A 24,202-nucleotide genomic window follows, 5' to 3' on the forward strand; every position below is an offset into this window, starting at 1 on the left:
ATACATTTGCAAGATATGGACTTCAGAACCTGATCGTTTCAGACTTAATCCGATCCATCAAATGCCGGGACTGAACATCTAGGTGATGTCATTCCAGTCGTAAGTTTATTTCGTGAGTTTAATCGAAATAAAGATGGGGATGCACTTCTTGATGCTTTTCTCGCGGCCCGGAGTGGAGATGCGGACGCCTATAATTTCGGCGACATTGAAATGTTTGGGCATCGAGTCGATGACGATATAAAGGAAAAAATATCTGCGCTAAAAGAACGTCAAAAAGCAAATATTCCCGTAGAAGAATTGTTCTTACTTCTAGCCGAAAAAGGCTACAATGAAGATGTATTGGTGCCTTTGGCAGCGCTGCCTATTAGCGAATATGTTCGCGTTCTCAAGTATCACAAAGGCGATGATTTTGAGTTGATGCGAAGAGGGTTCACTCAGTACAACAACTTGGCGAATCCTAATCCCAACCATATTGAAATAATGCGTAAAGCAAACAATGCGCTTCAGCAGATCGCGAAGGAAAGCTTAGCTAATGAGCTTAGGGTAAAAAGATGGGGCATCGCGGAGCGCCTTGCAAAACTCCAATTACCAACTGCTGCTGACGCGGCCGTGGGTGATCCGGATTTGAAAATGGACAAGTAAATATCAGTTCATTCGCTATGAGTTTTGCGAAAAGATGGCCCGCGACCACGATCAATATTGATACAAAATCTGGGCTGCGATCAGTTTGTCCACCCCGTACCCCTCTACGTTCGACTTCGGCACTGTTGCAAGTTGTAGTAGTTGCGAGCGGGTGTTTTGAATATTGCAAATCTTTCACTTAACAAGCGTTTTGTGCATGTGCTCGCCAGTTCAACTACTAATGCTATGCCTGTCAAAAACGTCGAGTGAAGCTAAGTAGCGCGAGGAAGGCTAATACGATCTCGGGTCCTTCTGCGGAACCTTTGCCCACGGGTAAATTCGCGCCCTGGGGCATTGGGCTATGAGGTTCGCGAATTTCGTTGCATGTTGTTGTTTATGTTGATGTTTTTTGCAAAGGTGATCTCAAAAGCAAAGGGGGGGTCAAATCTTCCCAAGTCTCTTGGTCGCGGGCCGGTGGGGGATCTCACGCGAAGATTTTTTTTACCAGCAGCCGAATTTCAGCCCTCGCTTACAAAAACAAATTAGCAACCCTGGTAACTCGTTGAAAATAAATAGCTAATATCCTCGACCTCATCACAGTTGCCAGAATTCGATGAATTTCTTTCTGCTCGTTCTGACAACTTCTGACGAGACCTGACGGCATTGTGCCGGGCTGTAAGGCCTTGAAAACCTAAAGCTCTGACGACTTCTGACGACACTGACGGCACCTTATTATTATATTGAAAATGTAAGGCTGACAGTCAGGATCTGTAGGGACACATCAACAAGAACGTAAGATTTCGAATTCGAGCCTGGTGCTTACAATGTGCTTACACAGGAAGTTCGCAAAAAAGCTGAAATTACTTAAGTCATTGAAAAATATGGTGACCCCGACAGGATTCGAACCTGTGACCCTCAGATTAGGAATCTGATGCTCTATCCTGCTGAGCTACGGGGCCTTTGATAGGGTCGCTTAGCATGATTTTAGATGGTTGGCGAGAGCGTTGGACGTGCGGTATTTCAAGTCTGGTGTTTTGGACGATGTCAGTGCGGGTCTGGTCTCGTGTGGTCGCTTTTTGTCATGCCTGTCTTGGACTTGCCTTATTCGCCCCTTAGCAGGAACCGCAGTCGTGACCGCTTTCTCACTGTCTCCGGTCGTGCAGCCATGAGCAAATGCGAGAAGTGGCAAGGACGGGGGCAATCTGTTCGTTTTAGAGAAAGAGGTTCATTTCAGGTCGGAGGTGAGGGCGGTCTGTGTCCAGCTTAAGGGAAAGTGCCGCGTTTCTAAGGGAATGCCACCTTCGTGCCAGAGTTCGAGCCGGAATTTGGGCCGCTGTTGCAGCCTCTGCAATGTTGCTATCGTCCGCCGCTGCCTCTGCTGAGAACTCTTTGTATGAAAGACAGGCTGCGGCGCAGCCCTGTATTGCCGGGTCGAGTTCTCCCATTCCTGTCAGATATGACGCTCAGGACAGGCATTTTCACGCCAAATCGGGTGTGCGCTTTTTTGCCAGTGAGCTTCGCTTTGGAAGCGGTATGTCCTCTGCTGAGGACCGAGCCCCATCCGCCTCAATCGGGCAGCGCGAAGATTTGGAAGCGGTCCCGCTTGGCCCTGCCAATCGCTGGGGTCTGGTTCCGGCCTGGATCGTACGGTCCGGCGCGCACGGGGTCTCCCTTCTTCAAGCAGAATTGCTTGGTAAGGGTGACGCCTTTTATGCGCCTCAGCACTCAAACGGCCTTTGTGCGGAAGCGCTGAGAGGATTGGAGCGCGACGCTCGCAGGTCGGAATTCGGCCTTTGGCGGGCAAATGCTCCGCAAGTCGTGTTTTCAACCAACGCACCAAAGACGTTCGAGGGCATGAGCGGACATTACGTAATTGCGCGCGGCCGTGTTGTTTCCCTTGGAAAAACCCGCACAACCCGCTATCTGAATTTCGGAAATTACTGGAAAACGGATTTTACAGCCACGTTGAAGGTCTCGGATGAGGAAGCCTTCAACGCAACGCTTGCCCAAACGGGCTGGGACGTGGAGGCGCTCAAAGGCCGTGTCGTTGAACTGCGCGGCACACTGCAGGAAAAGGACGGGCCGCATATTGCACTCCATCTCCCGGAGCAATTGGTGGTATTGGAGCCTGTCCCGCTCAATTGAACGGTGGCGTCGAGATTGGAAGATGAACGATTTGGCTTGTGCTGTTGCGGTTGAGGGCGTCTGTATGAGCCGGACAAAAAAGGTCAGTAAGTGACGGCCAGAATAGTGACAAGTATTGCACGCTCTGCATGGTTTGGAGCGAAGGCAAAGACCGGGCTCCGGTCTGACCGAGGTTGGCTGCGTGCCCTTCGGGCGGGGTGTCTTGCGCTCGTTGTCGCGTCTTGTCAGTTCCTTGGTGATGGTCCGAACGTCAGCACCGTTGCCCCTGGAACACTCAGGCCAAACCTGTCAGCCGATATCGGTGCCAAGGAACATCCGCGTGTCGTCGCGACCTATGGCGGTGTCTATAATGACGCAGGGGCCGAGCGTGCTGTGGCGAGCGTTGTTGGCCGACTTGTCGCCGCTTCGGATGATCCGTCCCAGAGCTACAAGATCACCATCCTGAATTCACCGGCGATCAACGCCTTTGCTCTTCCAGGCGGATACCTCTATGTGACGCGCGGCCTTCTGGCCCTAGCCAATGACACGTCTGAGGTCGCTGCGGTTCTTGCGCATGAAATGGCGCATGTGACAGCGAACCACGCCATCAAACGGCAGCAGAGAGCGGAGGCCAAACAGCTTGCCAACCGGATCCTGAACGACGTGGTGCAAGATTCAGAGGAAGCCCGCAAAGCGATCATTTCCTCTCAACTGTCGTTTGCCCGCTTCAGCCAGGTGCAGGAACTGGAAGCCGACGCAATCGGCGTCAAAACGCTCGCGAAAGCCGGTTTCGATCCCTATGCGGCGGCGCGTTTCCTGCGCTCAATGGCAGCCTTTGCCCGCTATCAATCCGCTGACAGGTCTGCGTCTTCCGCGCCCGATTTTCTGTCGTCTCACCCTTCAACACCTGAGCGGTTGCAGATTGCGGTGCGCGCGGCAAGGCAGATCGGTGCTCCGGGAATTGGCGAGCGTGACCGAGATCGGTATCTCGGCCAAATCAATGGCATGCTTTTCGGTGATGATCCTCTGGAAGGGTTCGTGCGCGGACGCTCATTCCTGCACAAGGCCCTCGGCATCGGATTCACAGTACCGCAGGGCTATATTCTTGAAAACTCTCCCGAAGCCGTGTTGGCCAGCAACGGGTCGGGAACAGCGATCCGCTTCGACGGCGCGGATGTCAGCGGGTATTCCAGCCTGGTGGACTATATGAAGTCCGGTTGGATCAATGGGCTGCTTCCCGAAAGCGTTCGGGAGACCACGATCAACGGTCTGCCCGGTGTCACCGGCGCTGCAATTACGCAGGGCTGGTCTTTCCGGATAGCTGTTTTGCGTATCGGGCGTACGGGCTATCGGTTCATATTCGCCAGCAGATCGCCCAATCAGGCGTTTGATGAAGATTTCCGTGCCACTATCGACAGCTTCAAGCAACTGACACCAACAGAGCGGGCGCGTCTGCGTTCATTGCGGATCAAGGTTGTGAAGTCTCAACCCGGAGACACACCGCGCAAGCTTGCGATCGGCATGAGCGGGGTCGAGCCGTCCAGGCGGCTTGAGTTCTTCTCCATTTTGAACGATCTCAGCCCCAACAAAGCGATACCAACCGGCACTGCCGTTAAGTTGGTGGTCGATTAAAGAAAGAGCCGGGCAGTGCAAGGCTCCCGGCTCAAGTTGTTTGAAGTGTCAAAATCTCGAATATCGTCGATTGGATGTCAGGCGCTGTAAACCGCCTGATCGGGCTGCTCTGCCAGAAGCGCTGATCTCAGCTTCTCCATTGCCCGGCTTTCGATCTGCCTGACGCGTTCCTTGGAAATGCCGAGCTTGGTGCCAAGCGATTCAAGGGTTGCTCCTTCTTCGGAGAGACGACGTTCGCGAACGATCTTGAGTTCGCGTTCGCTCAGTACCTTCAGCGCAGAACTCAACCATCTGCTTCGGCGCTCTGAATCGATGCTGCCAGTGACGATTTCATCTGGAAGGGGAGCGTCGGAGACAAGGAAGTCCTGCCTGTCGGCGCTGGACCCTTCAGTGTCCGTCACAGGGGCGTTCAAGGATGTGTCCGGGCCGGACAGGCGCGCATTCATGAGCGCCACGTCGGATTGTTTCACGCCGATTGCGTCTGCGATCTTCTGATGCAACTCGCTGTCGGTGAGCGGGGTCTGTTTGCCGGACAATTTGGCACGGAGCCTGCGCAGATTGAAGAACAGCGCTTTTTGCGTAGACGAGGTTCCGCCCCGGACAATTGACCAATTGCGCAGGATATAGTCCTGAATGGAGGCGCGGATCCACCATGTCGCGTAGGTCGAAAAGCGAACTTCCCGCTCAGGCTCGAAGCGAGCGGCTGCTTCAAGGAGGCCGACATGTCCTTCTTGAATCAGGTCGCCCAGGTTAAGGCCGAAGTTGCGGAACCTGGAGGCAACTGCAATCACAAGGCGCATGTGAGAAAGCGAGAGTTTTTCAAGCGCTTTTTCATCCCGATCGTCTCGCCATCGAAAAGCCAATTCGAGCTCTTCCTCACGTGTCAGGTAAGGTGCTTTCATTGCTGCTTGAACTAGCTGACGTTTTTCGCTCATGGACATCGCTGACGCTCCGACGCTGTTATCGGGGATACTACGTACATAAGTGCAGGTTAGATCACTTACGAATGTCACCGAGGCAGATTTTGTGCACTTCTCCGTGATAAGCCCGCGAGCAGGTGCTTCAAAAAGAAAAGGCCCGGACAAATCCGGGCCTTGCCAATTTCATTCTTTGAGGAGGATTGCTGCGGTTAGGCAGCTTCTTCCTTGTCTTCGTCATCATCCGAGCCGGCTTCAGCAGCAGCGGCGGCTTTAATCCGGCTCGGTGACTTTGCCAGGTTTTGCTCGATCTGCTTGATCGCCTCGGTTTCAGAGCATTTGTTCACGGCTGCGATCTCACGCGCCATACGGTCCAGCGCAGCTTCGTACAGCTGGCGCTCGGAGTAAGACTGTTCCGGCTGGTTTTCAGAGCGGAAAAGGTCGCGTACAACCTCGGAAATCGAGATCAGATCGCCGGAATTGATCTTTGCTTCATATTCCTGCGCACGACGGCTCCACATTGTGCGCTTTACGCGCGGGCGGCCCTGAACAGTCTCCAGAGCTTTCTTGACCGCTGCCGGATCACCCAGCTTGCGCATACCCACAGACGTGATCTTTGCGACCGGCACGCGCAGTGTCATCTTGTCCTGTTCAAAAAGGATAACGAGCAACTCCAAAGAGTGACCTGCCACGTTTTGCTCTTCAATTGCGGTAATCTGGCCGACGCCATGCGCCGGATAAACGATGTACTCGCCGGTCTTGAATCCTTGACGCTGCGCGGTCTTTTTGGTGTTCGTTGCCATACTTATATTTTCTCCTGCGCAGTTGATCGGCCCCATGGGCCGGTGATGGATCGCTGTGCGATCCTCTTTTTTATGCGACACGTACCCCGCCGAGCGATCCTTTGCGGAACGCCTGTTGATATGCGGCGTGTCAGGGCTGGTCAGTCGTCTATTTCCACTCTAGAACCTTATTCACACACATGAGCTGCCGGGATCTTGCTCTGTCCGGTGACTGTGAGCCGGAACAGATTGGGAAGACTCCGTTTTTGGGGTTGGTCTCGTGGTTGGCGACTATCCACTAAAGGTAACATACTTTTGTGGAAAATTAAAGCGTTGTGCTTTTTTGATGTGCAAATGACACATAGCACCTCACTGAAGCCATCAGTCAGGTGTTTGAATTTCTTATAAGAATCACAAATTAAGTAAGTATAGCTGACGCATGCGGCAGTGCGCCGCACGCATAAGTTTATCGAATCAAGACGGCGGGTTTGGCGAGAAAAACTTCTCGAATTTATTTTCTTTGCCGTCGTATTCAGCTGCGTCGGGCAGCGGTTCTTTCTTTTCGGTTATGTTTGGCCACTTCTCCGAATACTCGGCATTGACCTCAATCCACTTTTCCAATCCCGGTTCCGTATCAGGAAGAATGGCTTCCGCTGGGCACTCGGGCTCGCACACGCCGCAATCGATGCACTCGTCCGGATTAATGACGAGGAAGTTCTCACCCTCATAGAAGCAGTCCACCGGGCACACTTCAACACAGTCGGTGTATTTGCACTTGATGCAATTGTCTGTGACGACGTAGGTCATCGGTATCCTCATATAAGCCGGCAACCAAATCAGGACGTTCGGACAGCATCCCTCTTATGTCGCGGCGGTCATATGTGAAGCTCATCTATCAGGAGCCGCACATTAAATCTACTTCAGGGCGTTGGGTATCGTTTTTGGATGATGGGCGCAAGCGCCCACGATGACGCATTTTGGTGAAGAAGGAGAAAGATTTTTCGTTTTTTGGCGGTTGGGCGCATTCGGTGTCAGCTATCGCTGCGAAATGCATCCATCTTGCGGCGATCTCGTTTGGTCGGTCGGCCTGACCCGGCTTCCCTTTGGCCAGGTGGCTGCGCAGGAGGGTCAGTCTTTGGAGGTGGCGGAGGCGACAAATCTTCGTAGAGCTTCCGCGCTTCCTCATAAGGGCCGCGCCGTTTGCCAAGTGCGATGATCTTGAGAACAAGTACTCTACGTTCCTGCGCGATGGTCAGGACGTCCCCGGGCTTAACGGTCTTGCTTGCAGAAGCAATTTTATCCTTATTGACCCGGATATGGCCGGAGGTCGCCAGTTTTTGTGCAAGAGACCGGGACTTCGTGACCCTGGCGTACCAGAGCCACTTGTCGATGCGCAGGCTGCCCGAAGCAGAAAATTCACCGGTGTCCGGAATTACTTCTTGTCCTTGCTGTCCAGGTTTTCCTTCAAGGCCATCAGAGCTGCGAAGGGCGAATTTGGATCGATAGGCTTGTCTTTTGGCGTCTTGTCGCGCCGGTGGCCACCGTCATGGCCCTTTCCGCCATGTCCACCCTTGTTTCGGTTCGGTCCGCCTTTTCCGGCACCCTTGGCGTGGCGTTTATCGCCGTGTCCGCCTTTCGGTCCGGGGGATTTGCGGTCTCCACCACGCCGTTGGTCGTTGCGGCCGCGAGGACGGCGATCATGCCGGCCTGGACGCCAGATTTCGATGGTGACGGTTTCCGTTTCCGGGTCACTTTTGGTCGCTTCACCGTCCGCTGCCGCCTCTGTCGACGCACCCGGTGTCTGGACAGTGTCAGACTGGGCGTTGCCTTCAGCAGCTTCTGCCTCCGCCGATGGCGCTGCCGGTTCCGCAGTCAGACCTTCTGATTGCTCTTCACCGGCAGGTTCCGTTTCCGCAGCGGGGACATCAACAGCCTGTGTGTCTGCACTGCCGTCGGCAGCAGCAACCGGCGTTTCTGCCACGTCCGAAGCGTTGGCTTCATCTTGGTCTGCGGCGGGCTGCGCGGGCTCTTCCGGCGTTTCTGCGGTGGACGCGTCCTCGACGGTGCTCGGTACTGCCGTCGCTTCAGACCCGTCGACTGCTGCCTTTGCAGTGACCGGACGCTGCACTTCCTTTGTTTCAACACGGTAGCCGAGCGATTTCAGAACCGAGGAAAAGTCCTCACCAGCGCATCCGAGCAGAGACGTCATTGCAACAGTTACGGTGAAGCCTCCACCGGTTTCGATTGCCCCTTCCGGCGGCGCAACCTCCGCATCAAGCGGCTTCCAGGCGATCAATGGCCGGATCAGGTCTGCCAGGCGTTCCAGAATGTCGACACGCACGGCCCGAGGACCGCAGACCCTGAACCCGACAACCTTGTAAAGCGCCTTGTCGATGCTTTCATCAACCGGAATGGAAGTGCGGCCCGATGCGGACAACTGTGGCAACTCGGCCATGCCATTCATGTCAAGCGAGCCGTGCTTCAGCGCCCATAGCTGTGCCAGCAGTTGGCTGGGGGCCGGTTTCAATAGTGCGGGTACGAAAACGGTGTATGCACCAAAACGAATGCCATGCTTGCGCAATGAGGCGCGCATGTCCTGATCGAGTTGCCTGATCTCGTCTGCCGCTTCCTGGCGTTCAAGAATGCCGAGACCCTCAACGATGCGGAAGGCAATGCCGCGCGCAAGACCTTCCAGATCTTCACCGTTTTTCAAGTCCACGAGCGGTTTCAGCAACGTGTCAATCTGCGCCTTGACCCAAAGGTCGATGCGGCTCTGGACAGCTTCCCTTGTCGGACCTGACAAATGGTCGTCCGCCAGCAGCAATGCCGTCGGCGCAAGCAGGTCTTCATCGGCAACCAATTTGGCGACCGGTTCGCCCCGCCAGCGGATGGTGCCATCTGATGTCAGCACAAAATCGGTATTTTCCGACTTGCCGAGCTTTTCGGCGCGAGACTCGATCTCGGTCGTCAGTGCCTTCTGTGCGGCTGCGCGCACGGTCTTCCCATCCGGGCCCTCGGCCGCCGCATCGGGAGCAAAGCGGAAGCCAAGCAGATTTCCGATGTGCTGACCTTCAACGAGCACATCGCCACTCGATGTAATTTCTGCTTCCAGCATTGCGTTCTCTCTCAAACGTCGCATCAATACACTTGTCCGCCGATCCACGAAACGCTGTGTCAGCCGCTCGTGAAGGGCGTCAGATAACTTGTCTTCTATGCCGCTTGCCACACCTTGCCAGTGAGCCGGATCGGCCAGCCAGTCAGGACGATTCGCGACATAAGTCCAGGTCCGGATGTGAGCAATCCGGTTTGCGAGTGTGTCGATATCACCATCTGTGCGGTCTGCGAAGGCCAATTGACGCGTGAACCAATCGTCAGCAATGACATCGTGCCGCATCAAATGGCTGTAAATGGTGTTCAAAAGGTCGGCGTGGTTCGCGGGTGCAATCTTGCGATAATCTGGGACCTGACACACATCCCATAACAATTCGACCGCTTTTTCACCCTTTGCCATGTCAGATATTGCGTTGTCGCGCAATAAATGTTCAAGCGCCGTGATGTCATCGCCGGTGGGTGCCCTGGCGAGACCCTCTTCTTTCGGCACTGCATCCAGGGTTTTCCGAAGCGAGCCGATGGAAGAAAAATCCAGAGAACTGTTGCGCCATTGCAGCACTTTCAGGCTTCCGAACTGATGACTTTCAATCTGTTCGACGAGTTCGTCAGGCAACGGGTCGACCCGACCGGTGACACCGAAGGTGCCGTCTTTGGTGTGCCTTCCGGCGCGCCCGGCGATCTGACCCATCTCAGAAGCCGTCAATTGCCGATACTGGTATCCGTCATATTTCCTGTTGCCTGCAAAGGCGATGTGGTGGACATCGAGGTTGAGGCCCATGCCGATGGCATCTGTGGCAACGAGGTGATCGACATCGCCATTCTGGAAAAGGTCAACCTGGGCATTCCGGGTTCTTGGGCTCAGTGAGCCAAGGACGACGGCAGCACCGCCACGTTGCCGGCGGATGAGTTCAGCGATCGAATAAACTTCGTCGGAGGAAAATGCGACGATCGCGGACCGGGCCGGCAGACGGGACACCTTTTTGGAGCCCGCATATTCCAGAATGGACATACGCGGCCGGGTCACGACATTGAGACCCGGCAGAAGCCTTTCCAGCAAAGGTCGCGCCGTCGCCGAACCCAGCAACAGGGTTTCCGACATGCCGCGCAAATTCAGGATACGGTCGGTGAAAACGTGCCCCCGATCCAGATTTCCGGCGAGCTGCACCTCATCTATAGCGACAAACTCGGTTTTAAGATCCAGCGGCATCGCCTCGACCGTCGAGACCCAGAACCGCGGATTATCCGGAATGATCTTTTCTTCACCCGTGACCAGGGCAACGGCGTCTTTGCCGGCTCGGTCCGCCACGCGCCCATAGACCTCGCGCGCCAGAAGGCGCAATGGCAGGCCGATCAGACCTGAGGACTGCGCCAGCATGCGTTCTATTGCGAGGTGAGTCTTGCCGGTGTTCGTCGGTCCGAGCACGGCCGTGACAGTACGGGACCGGGCTTGCGGCGGCAGCGGCAGTGGTTGGGGGCGTGGCATGGAAGTGGTTTTGGTTGGCTTTCTTTGGCAAGGCGCTCTAAAGGACGCCATTGGAATGGGCCCTAAATATGGTGGAGCGTATCTAGCACGGCGCCGCGCGTTGTGTCCCTATCCAAATGGTCAAAAACGTCTCTTTTTTCAATTGAAAAATTCTTGTGGAGAACGACTCTGGAACAAACCGAAACCGAATCGCGGACTCTCGTTGATTCAGGATTTGTTCCCTACGAGATGTAGACTCTTTAGTCCTATTGGGTACAAAATCCTGAATCTGGTCAATAGTTTGAGTCAAAATCTATCAATGAGAGTGATTTGGAGCGAATCGCTGTCAAGAATTAAAATTCCGAAAATTGCCGGAATAACCTTGGAGGCTCGTCCGTTTACCTTTGGACACAGGGTGAACGAAGCCTGGACGAATCGCTGATTCAGAAAAGTTGCGGGTTTGTTCGTACCAGATTTGGTAGGTTAGCATGCGGCAGAGCGGATTTTTGAACCGATATCCCGGGCGCCGACAAAAGGCAGTCAACCTGGTGTTCAGAACAGTGTCTCAATTTGGTTCAGAGTTGAAAAATGCGCTCAAAAATTTTGCAAGTGCAGGAAAATGGCTACCGTTTTGCTGCACTGCAAATAAATCGAAAACGGTAATCCGTCGGAGACTTAGGCCGGATTAGTGTTCATTTTCTATGAGTTAGCGGTGCAGGCGCAAAAATTTTCTCCGGCTTAAAAAAAGGACATACCTTCTGCCCCTTTTCAAGCGCCTCCTACCAAAGTAGAAATCTTGCCGAAAGTGGCTGAAATTTGGCTCAAAGTTAGGGGAGAGGGCGTTTGGCAATTGCAAAAATTCTCGTTGCGAACAGATCCGAGATTGCGATCCGGGTGTTTCGGGCGGCCAATGAGCTTGGTCTGAAAACCGTTGCGATCTATGCGGAACAGGACAAGTTGGCGCTGCACCGCTTCAAGGCCGACGAGGCCTACCAGGTCGGAAAGGGGCTTGGCCCCATCGAGGCCTACCTGTCCATCGACGAGATCATACGTGTTGCCAAGCTTTCCGGGGCGGATGCAATCCATCCAGGATACGGTCTTCTTTCCGAAAGCCCGGAATTCGTTGACGCCTGTGAAGCTGCGGGAATTACCTTTGTCGGACCCAGATCCGACACCATGCGCCGTCTGGGCAACAAGGTCGCTGCCCGTAATCTTGCGATTGAAGCCGGTGTTCCGGTCATGCCGGCGACTGATCCACTGCCAGATGAAATGGATGAAATCCGGCGCCAGGCAGAGAGCATCGGCTATCCCGTCATGTTGAAAGCCTCCTGGGGTGGCGGCGGACGCGGGATGCGGGTGATCCCCGACGAAGCGACGCTGGAAAAGGAAGTTCTGGCCGCAAAGCGCGAAGCAATGGCCGCCTTCGGCAAGGACGAGATCTATCTTGAAAAGCTGGTTCAGCGCGCCCGGCATGTGGAAGTGCAGATCCTCGGCGATGGCGAATCCGTTGTGCATCTGTTCGAGCGTGATTGTTCCATTCAGCGCCGGCATCAGAAAGTCGTTGAGCGGGCTCCGGCTCCATATCTCGACGAGGCCAAACGGCAGGAACTTTGCGAATACGGTCTGAAGATAGGTCGCGCAGTCAACTATCGCGGTGCAGGTACGGTCGAATTCCTGATGGACGCTGATACGGGCGCCATCTATTTCATCGAAGTCAATCCGCGTGTCCAGGTTGAGCATACGGTGACGGAAGAAGTCACCGGCATCGACATCGTGCAGGCGCAGATCCACATTGCGGACGGTTACAAGATCGGTTCGCCGGAGAGCGGTGTCCCGCCGCAGGAAATGATCCGTCTCAACGGTCACGCACTGCAGTGCCGGATTACGACCGAAGATCCGGAACAGAATTTCATTCCGGACTACGGGCGCATCACGGCTTATCGAGGCGCCACTGGATTTGGCATTCGCCTGGATGGCGGGACAGCTTATTCCGGTGCGGTGATCACACGTTTCTATGATCCGCTGCTGGAAAAGGTTACGGCCTGGGCACCCACGGCCGAAGATGCGCGCAAACGCATGGACCGCGCGCTGCGCGAGTTCCGGATCCGCGGCGTTGCCACGAACCTGGTCTTTCTTGAAAACATCATCGGACACGATGATTTCAAGGCCAATGCCTATACAACGAGATTCATCGACGACACGCCTGCTCTCTTTGAGCAGACGAAACGGCAGGATCGGGCAACCAAACTCCTGACCTATATTGCCGACGTTTCCGTCAACGGGCATCCGGAAACTAAGAACCGCGAGAGGCCGCCCAAGGATGCGTCTGCGCCAATCGTTCCTGATTTTGGCGACGGCAAACCGGCTGGAACCCGGCAATTGCTCGATGAACTGGGTGCGAAGGGTTTCGCCGACTGGATGAAGGCGGAAAAGCGCGCGCTGATAACCGACACGACGATGCGCGACGGGCACCAGTCACTGCTGGCCACTCGCATGCGCAGCCACGATATCGTCAATGTGGCCGATGCCTACGCAACCGGTTTGCCAAACTTGTTCTCTCTGGAGTGCTGGGGTGGTGCGACTTTCGATGTTGCCATGCGCTTTCTCACCGAAAGCCCCTGGGAGCGTTTGCATCAGATCCGCGAAAGAGCGCCGAATATCCTGCTCCAGATGCTGCTGCGCGGTTCCAACGGGGTCGGCTACACAAACTACCCGGACAATGTGGTTCGCTACTTCGTCAAGCAGGCAGCCGAAAACGGCATCGATCTTTTCCGCGTCTTCGATTGCCTGAACTGGGTCGAAAACATGCGTGTCTCGATGGACGCGGTGCAGGAATCGGGAAAACTGTGTGAAGGCGTTCTTTGCTACACCGGCGACATGCTGGACAGCGCCCGTCCGAAATATGATCTCAAATATTATGTCGGTCTTGCCAAGGAGCTGGAAGCAGCAGGAGCGCATATTCTTGGTATCAAGGACATGGCGGGCCTGTGCAAACCGGAAGCCGCAAAACTTCTGATCAAGACCTTAAAACAGGAAGTCGATCTGCCGATCCATTTCCACACGCATGATACATCGGGCATCGCCGCTGCGACGATACTGGCGGCGGTCGAAGCAGGCGCCGATGCGGTCGATGCAGCGATGGATGCCCTTTCAGGCCTGACGTCGCAGCCTTGTCTTGGTTCCATTGTCGAAGCACTGCGCGGTAGCGAGCGCGACACGGGGCTCGATGCCAAGACCATCCGCCAGATTTCATTCTACTGGGAAGCCGTCCGGACTCAGTACCGGGCCTTTGAAAGTGACCTGCGTTTCGGAGCCTCAGAAGTCTATCTTCACGAAATGCCGGGGGGGCAGTTCACCAACCTGAAAGAGCAGGCGCGGTCGCTCGGTCTTGAAACCCGCTGGCACGAAGTTGCACAGGCCTACGCCGATGCCAACCAGATGTTCGGTGATATTGTCAAGGTCACACCGTCCTCCAAGGTCGTCGGCGATATGGCATTGATGATGGTTAGCCAGAATCTTAGCGTGAAGGATGTCGAAGACCCTGGGAAGGATGTCGCCTTCCCGGACAGCGTTGTGAAGATGCTGCATGGGGATCTCGGACAGTCGCCAGGCGGCTGGCCGGAAGCCCTTCAGCAAAAGGTGCTGAAGGGTGAAACTCCGATCAATGTGCGGCCCGGGTCTTTGCTGGCAGAAGCGGATCTTGATGCAGAGCGCCAGGCCGCCGCTGACAAGACAGGCCGCGACTTGGATGACACTGAGCTCGCGTCTTATCTGATGTATCCGAAGGTGTTCACCGACTTCGACAATGCCTTCCAGCAATATGGCCCGACTTCGGTATTGCCGACGCCGGTCTATTTCTACGGGCTTGAAGCCGGTGACGAAGTTCTTGTCGACCTGGAGCCGGGCAAAACTTTGGTAGTGCGCTGTCAGGCGATCGGCGAGACGGACGAAAAGGGTGAGAAGAAAGTCTTCTTCGAACTCAATGGGCAACCGAGAAATGTCAAGGTTCCGGACCGGGCGCATGGTGCATCAGGTGCCGCTGCAATGCGCAAAGCTGAAGACGGCAATGCAGCGCACGTCGGAGCGCCGATGCCAGGCGTCATTTCAACCGTCGCCATTGCCGCGGGTCAGGACGTGAAGGCGGGCGACGTTCTGGTGTCTATCGAAGCCATGAAAATGGAAACGGCACTGCATGCCGAGCGTGATGGCAAAGTTGCCGAAATCCTGGTGTCGCCCGGCGCTCAAATCGACGCCAAGGACCTCCTGGTGGTGTTCGAAGGCTGATCGAGCAGACTTGAGCGGATCGCAAGTTCCTGCGATCCGCTCCATAACCAACTGTCATGTAAGCCGAAAAACTTCAGGCTCACGGCTTTTCACGTGCCGACACCGGTCATGTGAATTGTGCGTGCGCCTTTCTGGACCGGAAGCTTCTTTCCTTCAGCTCCACGCGGGGCTGGCGACAATGGGAGAGAGAAATGAAGAAGCTACCGATTTATCTGGGAGGAGTTTTTGCAACACTTTTGATTTCCGCGACAGCGCATGCTGCCTGCGATGTTGACAAACCTGGCTATGAACTCAGCGGCGGCGAAGCCGAGAGCGTCTATGATTGTTTGAAAGCCGATCTGCAAGCGGGATATCAAGAAGGCCCGAAACGCTGGATCTCCGAAGACTTTGTCAAAGACTATCCGGGCTGGACAAAAGCAAGTGCCTTCCCCGCAGCACCCGGATTTCATGGGGGGCGGTTTCTTGTCACCTACGTGAATGCGATCGGTGCGGATGAATATCTGAAATACAAGCCGGAGGATGTTCAGGTTCCGGCTGGCACAAAGATCGCCAAGGAATCCTTTGCGATCGACGATGACGGCAAAGTCAGCAAGGGCCCACTGTTTCTGATGGAAAAGGTAAGCGCGGGTACGTCACAGGAGACCGGTGACTGGTACTACATGATGGTTGCGCCGAATGGTGCCCCTCAAGCGGTCAATGTCATGACCGCATGCAGTGAATGTCACCTGGAAAACTTTGGCGAGCAAGGCGGTCTTGGTTATCCGGTCGAAGACGCGCGTATCAGGTAGCCTTTATGAGTTGACCCATCGGTGGAGCGATGACGCTCCACCGGCAAAATCACCAGCTTGATTCATTTTCTGTTTCGTCTTCCAGTTGTTCAAAGGCTGCCGAGTGCGATGCCTGTGTGACTTCCGGGAGGGAATGATGAAACGAACTGGTCTTTTGTTTGCCGCTTGTCTTTGTCTCGGTCAGCCGGGTTTGGCATCGGACAAAACCGTCAATCCACCGGGATACAATACGCCGATCCCTGAAGACATCTTGACGCCGGACGAAGTCGAGACCCGTTTCGGCACCCTCAAGTTCATCGACGGCAGGCCGACACCTGAGACCAGTACCCTTATGTTCGATGTTCTCGATTTCATGCGCGGTGCTGAAGTGTTTTTGAACTTCATTCCGGCAACCTCGATTGAGGGGATCCGCCGTGGTCTGCTTGAGATCGGGCTGGACGCATCCAACAAGATTGCCGTTTTTGAACAACTGATGGATTCAAATCCGTTGTTCCTGACTGGCAATACAGACACAGTTTATGGCACGGCGATCCTGGACCTTCAGCGCGACGGCCCTGTGGTTATCGAAGTGCCCAAGGGACAGGGTCCGACAACTGTAAACGATGCCTATTTTCGTTTTGTGACCGATATGGGTGTCCCCGGCCCGGACAAGGGGGAAGGTGGAAGGTATCTGATACTTCCGCCCGACTACGAAGGGGAACTCGATCCTCCGGTCGGTGGCTATGAAGTCGAGGTCGATGGTGAAACCTACTTCGTGTCAAAGTCGACCAGCTATATCAACTGGTTTATCGCCCGCGGATTTCTGGTCGACGGAAAAACGGATGTCGCGGTACAGTCCTATAGGGACGGGTTGAAGATCTACCCGTTGAAAGACAAGGCAACGCCGCCGGAAATGGTGTTCATCAATGCCTCCAAAAAGGTCTTCAACACAATCCACGCCAACACATTCGAATTTTACAATGAACTGCATGCAGTGATCGACCGGGAACCCATCTCCACCTTCGATCCGGAACTTCGGGGGCTTGCCGCAGCAATCGGTATCGAAAAAGGAAAGCCGTTCGATCCGGACCCACGGATGAAGCAACTGTTGATCGAGGCGGTTGCGGTCGGCAACGCAATGGCCAGGTCCATCTGGCTGAAGCCGCGCGACAAGAGCGCTTATCTTTATGACGATAGCGGATGGTACACCGCGTTTATTGGCGGCGACTGGCAGTGGCTTCGGGACAAGGGCAATGGGGGGCGGTATCTGGATGCCAGAACCATGTTCTTTTACATGGCAACAGTGAACACGCCCGCTATGGTGCTGAAACTGCCCGGCAAGGGCTCACAATATGCGCTCAACGTTACCGACGTATCGGGGGACTTTCTGGACGGCTCCAAGACCTACAAGCTTGATATTCCGTCTAATGTGCCGGCCAAGGATTTCTGGTCGGTGGTCGCCTACGACCCGCAAACGCGTTCAGAACTGCAAACAGGCCAGCCCTTTCCGAGCAAAAACAACAAGCGCGACAAGCTGCTTGCAAATAAGGATGGATCGGTAACGCTCTATTTTGGTCCACAAGCACCTTCTGGAAATGAACAGAACTGGATCGAGACGATCCCCGGAAAGGGCTGGTTCACGATCCTGCGGCTTTATGGGCCAGAGAAGGCCTGGTTTGAAAAAACGTGGCGGCCCGGCGAGATCGAGCCGCTTGAGTAAGCGATGCATTCCGTGTCTTGATGTACCGATCTGACTATCGGTTATGAAACGACTTCGTGGTCATTCGGCTGCTTTCAGTGCCGAGTGAACCTTCGGCATTGCAGCGGACCCGATCCATTGATCCAGAAAGCTGTCGAGCCATCTTTTTACTGCTGGGTCATAGACCAGTCGGCCTGCGAAGTGATCGCGGCGTTGTTGGGCTCCGGGGAGTTCCATGCGGGGAGCGCCTTTGGTGGTCCAGCGAACCATCATCTGATGCGTAAGCTCAGGATGAAACTGAATGCCATAGGCTGCCGGTCCGACACGAATTGCCTGGTTGGTATAGGTCGGGCTGGTTGCGAGCAATTCCGCTCCGCGCGGCAGGCTGAACCCCTCGCGATGCCACTGATAGACCTTTCCTGGCCAGCTCATGAGCGCCTGGCCGAGCTCGGTCGCCCGTAGTGGGTAATATCCAATTTCGACCAGATCGTCGCGATGTCCGGACACGCTGCCGCCAAGATTTTTCACCATCATTTGCGCACCGAGACAAATGCCGAGGAATGGCTTTTGTTCAGCAAGCGGAACGCTGATCCAGTCAATCTCCTTATGGACAAACGCATCCGGGTCGTTGGCACTCATTGGCCCGCCAAATATGACCGCGCCTGCGTGCCCATCCATTGTGTCGGGCAAGCTGTCGCCAAACCTTGGCTTGCGGATGTCCAGCGCAAATCCCCGTTTCACCAATTCCTGACCGACCCGGCCTGGTGAAGAATGCTCCTGGTGCAGAATGATCAGAATTTTGGGGCGGCTGCCCTGACTTGACTGAAATTTCATGCCTTTAATATGAGGCAGGTGATCTCGGAAATCGAGTCCCGTAGGACATCGCCTGTCAGTAATGAACAGCTGGCGTTGCTTCCAGCAAGGCGTCAGCTGGTTTCGTCGGCTTCCGGCGCGGTTTGCGCAACCTTGTGGCGAAGCGTCATGCGATCACGGGTTGAGACGCCCAGAAGTTCCGCAACGCGCCAGATCGTGTTGTCTTCAAATTCATGGACGTGACCGTCCGCATAGACGATCTCCCACATCATCTCGACGATCGCGAGGCGCTCGTCTTCATCCGCAGTGCGTTTGAGAACCGATGTGAAGCCATAAAGATCGACGGCTTCCTCATCTCGTTGCTTGGCTGCTGAAATGAGTTCAGTCGTTTCCTTGTCCGACAGTTCGTAGTGGTTCTGGAGTATCTGCCGAAGTTTCTGGCTTTCGCTCTCTTCAATAACGCCATCAATGTCGATCAGATGAAACAGGAGTGCGGCAGCTGCAAGTCGCTTGTCGTCTTCGGCGAAAGTCTTTTCACCGCTATCACCAAAGGTAAGTTCCCGTACAAAGCTTTTCAGTGCATTGAGCATCTTGTTTTCTTCCCGTTTTCCGGCGTCCGATCCGGTCTATTTTTATTGCTATACCATTCCCTCACTAGCATCAAAGGATTGATGTCTGATTTATGGCTTATATATGCGTAGTTAAACTTACACTTCCCAGTCAACTTTTTGGAATTGTTCTAAAGTATTGATTTTTTAGTATTTTTATCTTGACTTTTTGCCTCATAAAATGGTTTCCGTACGATCTGCACAGCACTCGCTGACCGCCAAAATTTTCGGAATAGGCCTGCCACAAACTCTCTTTTCTGCAGGCCTGCAGACACCGGGATGGAACAATGAAATCTTTTAAGTTTGGCTTTTTGGCCGCAACAGCACTTATTGCCACGCCGGCATTGTCCGCAGCGCCGGCGGATGTTTTGTCGACCTATGGCGACATTGCCCAGCAGAAATATGCTGACTCACTTGAAACCGCCAAGACGTTGAGAAGCGCAATCGATCAATTGATTGCAGAGCCGACCGAAGCAAATCTGGAAGCTGCCCGTACTGCGTGGATCGAGGCCCGCAATCCGTATCAGCAGACCGAAGCCTATCGGTTTGGCAACGCCATCGTCGACGATTGGGAAGGCAAGGTAAACGCCTGGCCATTGGATGAAGGCCTGATCGACTACGTCGATGCGTCCTATGGTGATGAATCTGAAGAGAATGATTTTTACGCCGCGAATGTCATCGCAAATCCGACCCTGAAAGTCGGTGGTGAAACTGTCGATGCGACTGAGATCACTGCCGATCTTTTGGCCAACACACTCCAGGAAGCTGGTGAAGTGGAGGCCAATGTTGCCACCGGATATCACGCGATCGAATTCCTGCTTTGGGGCCAGGACCTGAACGGAACTGACGCTGGAGCGGGCAGCCGGCCGGCAACCGATTTCGATACAGCAAACTGCACCGGCGACAATTGCGAGCGCCGTGTTCAGTATCTCAAGGCTGTCACCGATCTGTTGATCTCCGATTTGGAAGAAATGACAGCTGCTTGGGCTCCAGGTGGTGCCGCGCGCGAGGAACTTGGTGGCAAGGGCGAAACTGGCGGACTGGCAACGATTTTGACCGGTATGGGGTCGCTTTCCTATGGCGAACTGGCCGGTGAACGGATGAAGCTTGGCTTGATGCTTCACGACCCGGAAGAAGAGCATGATTGTTTTTCCGACAACACGCATATGTCGCACTACAATGATGTGGTCGGGATCCGAAATGTCTATTTTGGTGAATACGCAAGCCCACTCGGCAACAATGTCTCCGGTGCTTCTCTGGCCGAACTTGTTGCGGAAAAAGACCCTGCGCTTGCGGAAGAAATGAAAACCAAGCTTGATGCAACGCTGGCCGCATTTGAGGCCATGAAGACCCGTGCTGAAGGCGGTGAAGCCTACGATCAAATGATCGGTGAGGGTAACGAGGAAGGCAACGCTGTGGTGCAGGCAGCTGTTGATGCTCTTGTTGACCAGACAACGTCCATCGAACGCGTGGTGAAGGTGCTTGAGCTTGATGAGATCGCCTTTGAAGGCTCAGACAGCCTGGACAATCCAGGCGCTGTCTTCGAATAAGTCTTAAGGTGTGCCAGGCGGTCGTTGAGCCGCCTGGTGCCGGCACCCGCGAATTGGGGCTCGCGGGCACAATCAGGATGCGAATAATGGGACTGGTCCCCAAACTGAGCGCCGCATTGGGCGCTGTTTCTGTTTTCTTGGTCATTGCATACCCGGCCTATGGCACCGGCGTCCTCACTTATCGAGACGACCTTACCGAAGCCGACCGGCAAAAGTCAGCACGCGTGCTTGGGCTGGCTACGGACTTCGAAAAAGCCGAATCCTTCGAACAGATGCAGGGAGGTGCGGGTACGTCGAAACGGCGACCGAGCAGAGATGCCTTCTCTCACTCCAACTCAAATCTCACATTTGACGAGCAGCATCTGTTCAAGGTCGGAAACGGGCTTTTCAAGAAACTTTGGGCTTCTTCGCCAGCCTCTACTCAGGCTTCAGACGGTTTGGGACCTCTCTATAATGCCAGATCGTGCCAGGGCTGCCACCTGAAGGACGGGCGCGGCCGTCCGCCTCGTCCGGGAGATGAGGCCGTATCGCTGTTTTTGAGATTGTCGATACCTCCGCAAGATGATGAACAGCGTCAGGCACTTACTGAGAAATTGCTTCTCTCCATTCCGGAGCCAACATATGGCGGACAGTTTCAGGCTTTCGCCGTGCCCGGTTTGTCCGGTGAAGGTAAGTTCGATATTGAATTTGAAGACATAGAGATATCTCTGAATGGTGGTGAAACGGCCGTGCTGCAAAGGCCGATCTACAGGATCCGCGACCTCGGCTATGGCGACATGCATCCCGATACATTGATTTCGCCCAGGGTTGCTCCGCCGATGATTGGGCTCGGATTGTTGCAGGCGATCCACCCCGGAGATATTGAAGCGCTTGCCGACCCGACTGATGAGGACGGCGACGGAATATCAGGAAAACTCAGTCAGGTGAGGGATCCGCAATCTGGTGAGTTGACCCTCGGCAGGTTCGGCTGGAAAGCCTCCAATCCGACAATTCGTGCCCAGACTGCCGGGGCGTTTGCCGGTGATATTGGCATCAGTACACCCGACAAGCCCGACAATTTCGGGGATTGTACCAAGGTCCAGACTGCGTGCAGGTCCATGCCGCACGGTGAACAGGCTCAACTTGGTCCATCGGAAGCACCGGACCCGGTTATGGAGCTCGTGACCTTCTATTCCGAAAACCTCGCAGTACCGGTAAGGCGGGATGTCGAGGATCCGGAAGTCCTCAAGGGCAAGGAAGTTTTTTATGCATCCGGGTGCACTGCTTGCCACCAGCCTAAATATGTCACCAGTCGACTTGCGGAAAATCCTGCTCACCGCTTTCAGCTGATCTGGCCATACACCGACCTGTTGCTTCATGACATGGGCCCAGACCTTGCCGATCACCGGCCCGTTGGAGACGCGACCGGCCGGGAGTGGCGCACGCCGCCGCTTTGGGGTATCGGTTTGACTGAAACGGTGAACAAACACACCCGGTTCCTGCATGACGGTCGCGCGCGCAATCTGCTTGAGGCGGTGTTGTGGCATGGTGGTGAGGCTGAGCAAGCGCGAAACAACGTTATCAACCTGTCGCCGGATGATCGCCGATATCTGATCAGGTTTTTGGAGTCCCTGTAATGCGCCTGATTGTAGCGATGGCCATCGTCCTGACTGCTTCGGCTTCGGCACTGGCGCAGGACTATAAGCCAAATCTTGAAAATATGATCACGGGCTACATTCAGCCGGCTTTTCAAGAATTTGTCTCCTCTACCGAGAAACTGCCTGAGGCGGTCGAAACTGTCTGTCTCGATCCAAACGAAGTTGCTGGCCGCGAGTTCCAGAAGGTGTTTTCCGAAACTGTTCATGACTTCGGGCGCATTCAATTCCTGCGCTTCGGGCCACTTCTTGATCAGGACAGGCTAAGCCGCCTGGCGTTTATGCCTGATCCTCGCGGCATCGGATCACGACAGCTTCGCAAGCTTTATGCGCAAAAGGACGAGGACGCTCTTGATGCCCTTGGCCTTGCGAAGAAGAGTGTCGCGGTTCAGGGCCTGACAGCGCTGGAGCTGATCGCTTTTGACAAGTCTGGCAAGGTGCGGCTGGGTAAACCGGACGATGACGCGGAATTTACGTGCGGCTATGCTCTCGCAATAGCAAAGAACACACACGCCATCGCAGTTGCCCTTGACGCGAGTTGGGCAAATCCGGACGGCTACACAGAAGCTTTGCTGACACCAGGTGGCAGCGATGCGCGGTTCAAGACTTCCAAAGAGGCTATGGAGTCCGTTTTCAATGCGTTGGTCACCGGTCTGATTGTTGTGCGCGATCAGGATCTTTTGCCTGCGCTCGGGACTTCTAAAGAAAAGGCCAAACCCCGGCGCTTTCCTTTTTCGCGTTCGGGCAATGGCGTCACGTTCTTGTCCAGTGAGTTGCAGGGGATTGAGCAGTCGATATCAAGCCTGAACTTGAAAAAACTGACGCCGCAGGATTTTACGTGGATTTTCGATACGCTGAACTTTGAGTTTGGAAATGCTCATAAGATCCTGACGCAGCTGGACCCCCCTTTGCGCTATTCGTTCAAAAAGGGGGACAGCTACAGGCTGGTCAGCGTCCTCGCCATAACTGTCAAGTCAATCAGGGACACCGTCGCTCTTGAGCTTGCCGGAGCGTTGGATCTTGCTGGAGGCTTCAATGCGCTTGACGGCGACTAGGCAGACGGCATTTTCCCGGCGCCAGTTTTTGGCCGGACTTGGCAGCCTCGCCGCAACGCCGGTTTTTGCAAAATCAACACTGGCAGAAAGCCTGATCAGTCGTCAGGCCAATGAGGGCGTTCCGCTCTTTGCCAGCGCCTTCCGAAAGTCTAACGGAACCTACGGAATTGGCATTCTGGATGACCTTGGTCAGGTACTGGCTGAAGTCTCCCTGCCGGCCAGAGGGCACGGGGTAGCAATTTCCCTGGACAAGTCCTGCTGGGTTGCATTTGCAAGACGACCTGGTGCATTTGCTGTCGTCATTCATCCTTTCGATCGTGTTGAACCTTATGTTCTGACCGCCTCCAAAGGCCGGCACTTTTATGGGCACGGGTGTTTTTCGGCCGACGGACGGTTGCTTTATTCGGTTGAGAACGACTTTGATGCGGCTCGGGGTGTTGTCGGTGTTTACGATATGAGTGCTGCCGAGCCAAAACGTATCGGAGAGCTCGATACGTTCGGGGTTGGCCCTCACGATATTCTTATGAGCGCCGATGGACGCGTGCTTATCGTCGCAAATGGTGGCATCGAAACCCATCCGGACAGGGCGCGCGAAAAGCTGAATCTCGATAGCATGGCGCCGTCGATCGTTTTTCTTGATGCTGAGACCGGCGATCTTCTGTCCTCGCAGACGCTTCCGCGCTCCCTGCACCAGGTTTCATTGCGTCATATGGCGATGGACGCTGCCGGTAGAGTGTGGGTTGGCGGCCAGTTCGAAGGGCCGGAAAGTGAAACACCGCCGCTGGTCGTTGTTGTTGAACGGGACCAGCCGCCTCGTCCAACGGCAATCCCGACACCCGTTGCTGCCGGGCTTGAAAACTACATCGGTTCGGTGACCGCCAACAACGATGGCAGTGTGATCGCAACGTCTGCCCCGCGTGGTGGTCAAACGCTTTTCTGGGACACGTCAACTTCAGCTTTCCTGGGGGCAAAACCCATTCCCGACGGGTGCGGTGTCGCACCGATCGATCAGGCCGGATTCCTGATTTCAGACGGCAATGGTGCGCTTTCTTATGTTGGTGAGCTTGACGCTCCAGCCGAAATAATCGCGCGGCCGCCAGGTTACTCCTGGGACAATCACATGTCTTCTATTTCCTAATTTCG

17 protein-coding genes and 1 tRNA gene are annotated in these 24,202 nt (G+C 54.8%); 10 read left to right on the forward strand and 8 right to left on the reverse strand.

Going from position 1 to position 24,202, the window contains the following annotated elements; genetic code table 11:
* The first annotated feature begins 210 nt into the window (after nt 1-210).
* Nucleotides 211-642 (forward strand): hypothetical protein, encoded by a 432-nt coding sequence (locus Q0835_RS26215; protein WP_298965840.1) that lies wholly within the window; start codon nt 211-213, stop codon nt 640-642.
* Nucleotides 643-1,503: 861 nt separating this feature from the next.
* Here Q0835_RS26215 and Q0835_RS26220 read toward each other — a convergent pair.
* Nucleotides 1,504-1,580 (reverse strand) — tRNA-Arg (locus Q0835_RS26220).
* 574 nt (nt 1,581-2,154) lie between these two features.
* On the opposite strand from Q0835_RS26220, the gene Q0835_RS26225 reads away from it, so the two are divergent.
* Nucleotides 2,155-2,766 carry a hypothetical protein gene (locus Q0835_RS26225; protein WP_298965842.1) on the forward strand — a complete coding sequence of 204 codons (612 nt, stop codon included), beginning with the start codon at nt 2,155-2,157 and terminating at the stop codon, nt 2,764-2,766.
* A gap of 105 nt (nt 2,767-2,871) precedes the next feature.
* A complete protein-coding gene (locus Q0835_RS26230; protein ID WP_298965844.1) occupies nt 2,872-4,377 on the forward strand; it encodes a M48 family metalloprotease in 1,506 nt (501 codons plus the stop codon).
* Between the two features lie 77 nt (nt 4,378-4,454).
* Here the strand turns inward: Q0835_RS26230 and Q0835_RS26235 are convergent, their stop codons facing one another.
* The 5 genes from Q0835_RS26235 to Q0835_RS26255 all read right to left on the reverse strand — a co-directional run bounded on the left by Q0835_RS26235 (nt 4,455) and on the right by Q0835_RS26255 (nt 10,670).
* On the reverse strand, nt 4,455-5,312 hold the full coding sequence (locus Q0835_RS26235) for an RNA polymerase factor sigma-32 (protein ID WP_298817641.1): 858 nt from the start codon (nt 5,310-5,312) through the stop codon (nt 4,455-4,457).
* A gap of 194 nt (nt 5,313-5,506) precedes the next feature.
* The gene (locus Q0835_RS26240) at nt 5,507-6,097 is read right to left on the reverse strand and encodes a CarD family transcriptional regulator (protein WP_298817504.1); all 591 of its coding nucleotides are present in this window, start codon (nt 6,095-6,097) and stop codon (nt 5,507-5,509) included.
* 453 nt (nt 6,098-6,550) lie between these two features.
* Nucleotides 6,551-6,883, reverse strand: coding sequence for a ferredoxin FdxA (gene fdxA / locus Q0835_RS26245; protein WP_152499537.1), 333 nt, complete (start codon nt 6,881-6,883; stop codon nt 6,551-6,553).
* Nucleotides 6,884-7,107: 224 nt separating this feature from the next.
* Nucleotides 7,108-7,473: an RNA-binding S4 domain-containing protein gene (locus Q0835_RS26250; RefSeq protein ID WP_298965932.1), complete on the reverse strand. Its 366-nt coding sequence runs from the start codon at nt 7,471-7,473 to the stop codon at nt 7,108-7,110.
* A 35-nt stretch (nt 7,474-7,508) separates the two neighbouring features.
* On the reverse strand, nt 7,509-10,670 hold the full coding sequence (locus tag Q0835_RS26255; protein WP_298965846.1) for a helicase-related protein: 3,162 nt from the start codon (nt 10,668-10,670) through the stop codon (nt 7,509-7,511).
* Nucleotides 10,671-11,492: 822 nt separating this feature from the next.
* On the opposite strand from Q0835_RS26255, the gene pyc reads away from it, so the two are divergent.
* The 3 genes from pyc (at nt 11,493) to Q0835_RS26270 (ending at nt 17,420) form a co-directional block, all read left to right on the forward strand.
* Nucleotides 11,493-14,933, forward strand: coding sequence for a pyruvate carboxylase (gene pyc / locus Q0835_RS26260; protein ID WP_298965848.1), 3,441 nt, complete (start codon nt 11,493-11,495; stop codon nt 14,931-14,933).
* 191 nt (nt 14,934-15,124) lie between these two features.
* Entirely contained in the window at nt 15,125-15,721 is a 597-nt protein-coding gene (locus Q0835_RS26265; RefSeq protein WP_298965850.1) for a cytochrome P460 family protein, read from the forward strand.
* Nucleotides 15,722-15,857: 136 nt separating this feature from the next.
* Nucleotides 15,858-17,420: a DUF1254 domain-containing protein gene (locus Q0835_RS26270; protein WP_298965853.1), complete on the forward strand. Its 1,563-nt coding sequence runs from the start codon at nt 15,858-15,860 to the stop codon at nt 17,418-17,420.
* A gap of 60 nt (nt 17,421-17,480) precedes the next feature.
* On the opposite strand, the gene Q0835_RS26275 is transcribed toward Q0835_RS26270, so the two are convergent.
* Entirely contained in the window at nt 17,481-18,233 is a 753-nt protein-coding gene (locus Q0835_RS26275) for a glutamine amidotransferase (RefSeq protein WP_298965855.1), read from the reverse strand.
* 92 nt (nt 18,234-18,325) lie between these two features.
* Nucleotides 18,326-18,802, reverse strand: a complete 477-nt coding sequence (locus Q0835_RS26280; RefSeq protein WP_152499544.1) for a TerB family tellurite resistance protein — start codon at nt 18,800-18,802, stop codon at nt 18,326-18,328.
* A 305-nt stretch (nt 18,803-19,107) separates the two neighbouring features.
* Here Q0835_RS26280 and Q0835_RS26285 point away from each other — a divergent pair, with 305 nt between their 5' ends.
* The 4 genes from Q0835_RS26285 (at nt 19,108) to Q0835_RS26300 (ending at nt 24,197) form a co-directional block, all read left to right on the forward strand.
* On the forward strand, nt 19,108-20,370 hold the full coding sequence (locus Q0835_RS26285; RefSeq protein WP_298965857.1) for an imelysin family protein: 1,263 nt from the start codon (nt 19,108-19,110) through the stop codon (nt 20,368-20,370).
* Between the two features lie 86 nt (nt 20,371-20,456).
* Nucleotides 20,457-21,986: a di-heme oxidoredictase family protein gene (locus tag Q0835_RS26290; protein WP_298965860.1), complete on the forward strand. Its 1,530-nt coding sequence runs from the start codon at nt 20,457-20,459 to the stop codon at nt 21,984-21,986.
* A complete protein-coding gene (locus tag Q0835_RS26295) occupies nt 21,986-23,059 on the forward strand; it encodes an imelysin family protein (RefSeq protein ID WP_298965863.1) in 1,074 nt (357 codons plus the stop codon). The genes Q0835_RS26290 and Q0835_RS26295 overlap by 1 nt, the downstream gene beginning before the upstream one ends.
* Nucleotides 23,040-24,197, forward strand: a complete 1,158-nt coding sequence (locus tag Q0835_RS26300; protein WP_298965865.1) for a DUF1513 domain-containing protein — start codon at nt 23,040-23,042, stop codon at nt 24,195-24,197. The genes Q0835_RS26295 and Q0835_RS26300 overlap by 20 nt, the downstream gene beginning before the upstream one ends.
* Nucleotides 24,198-24,202 lie beyond the last annotated feature (5 nt).

Origin of the sequence: uncultured Roseibium sp., assembly GCF_947499295.1 — a bacterium.
Classification (GTDB): Bacteria; Pseudomonadota; Alphaproteobacteria; order Rhizobiales; family Stappiaceae; genus Roseibium.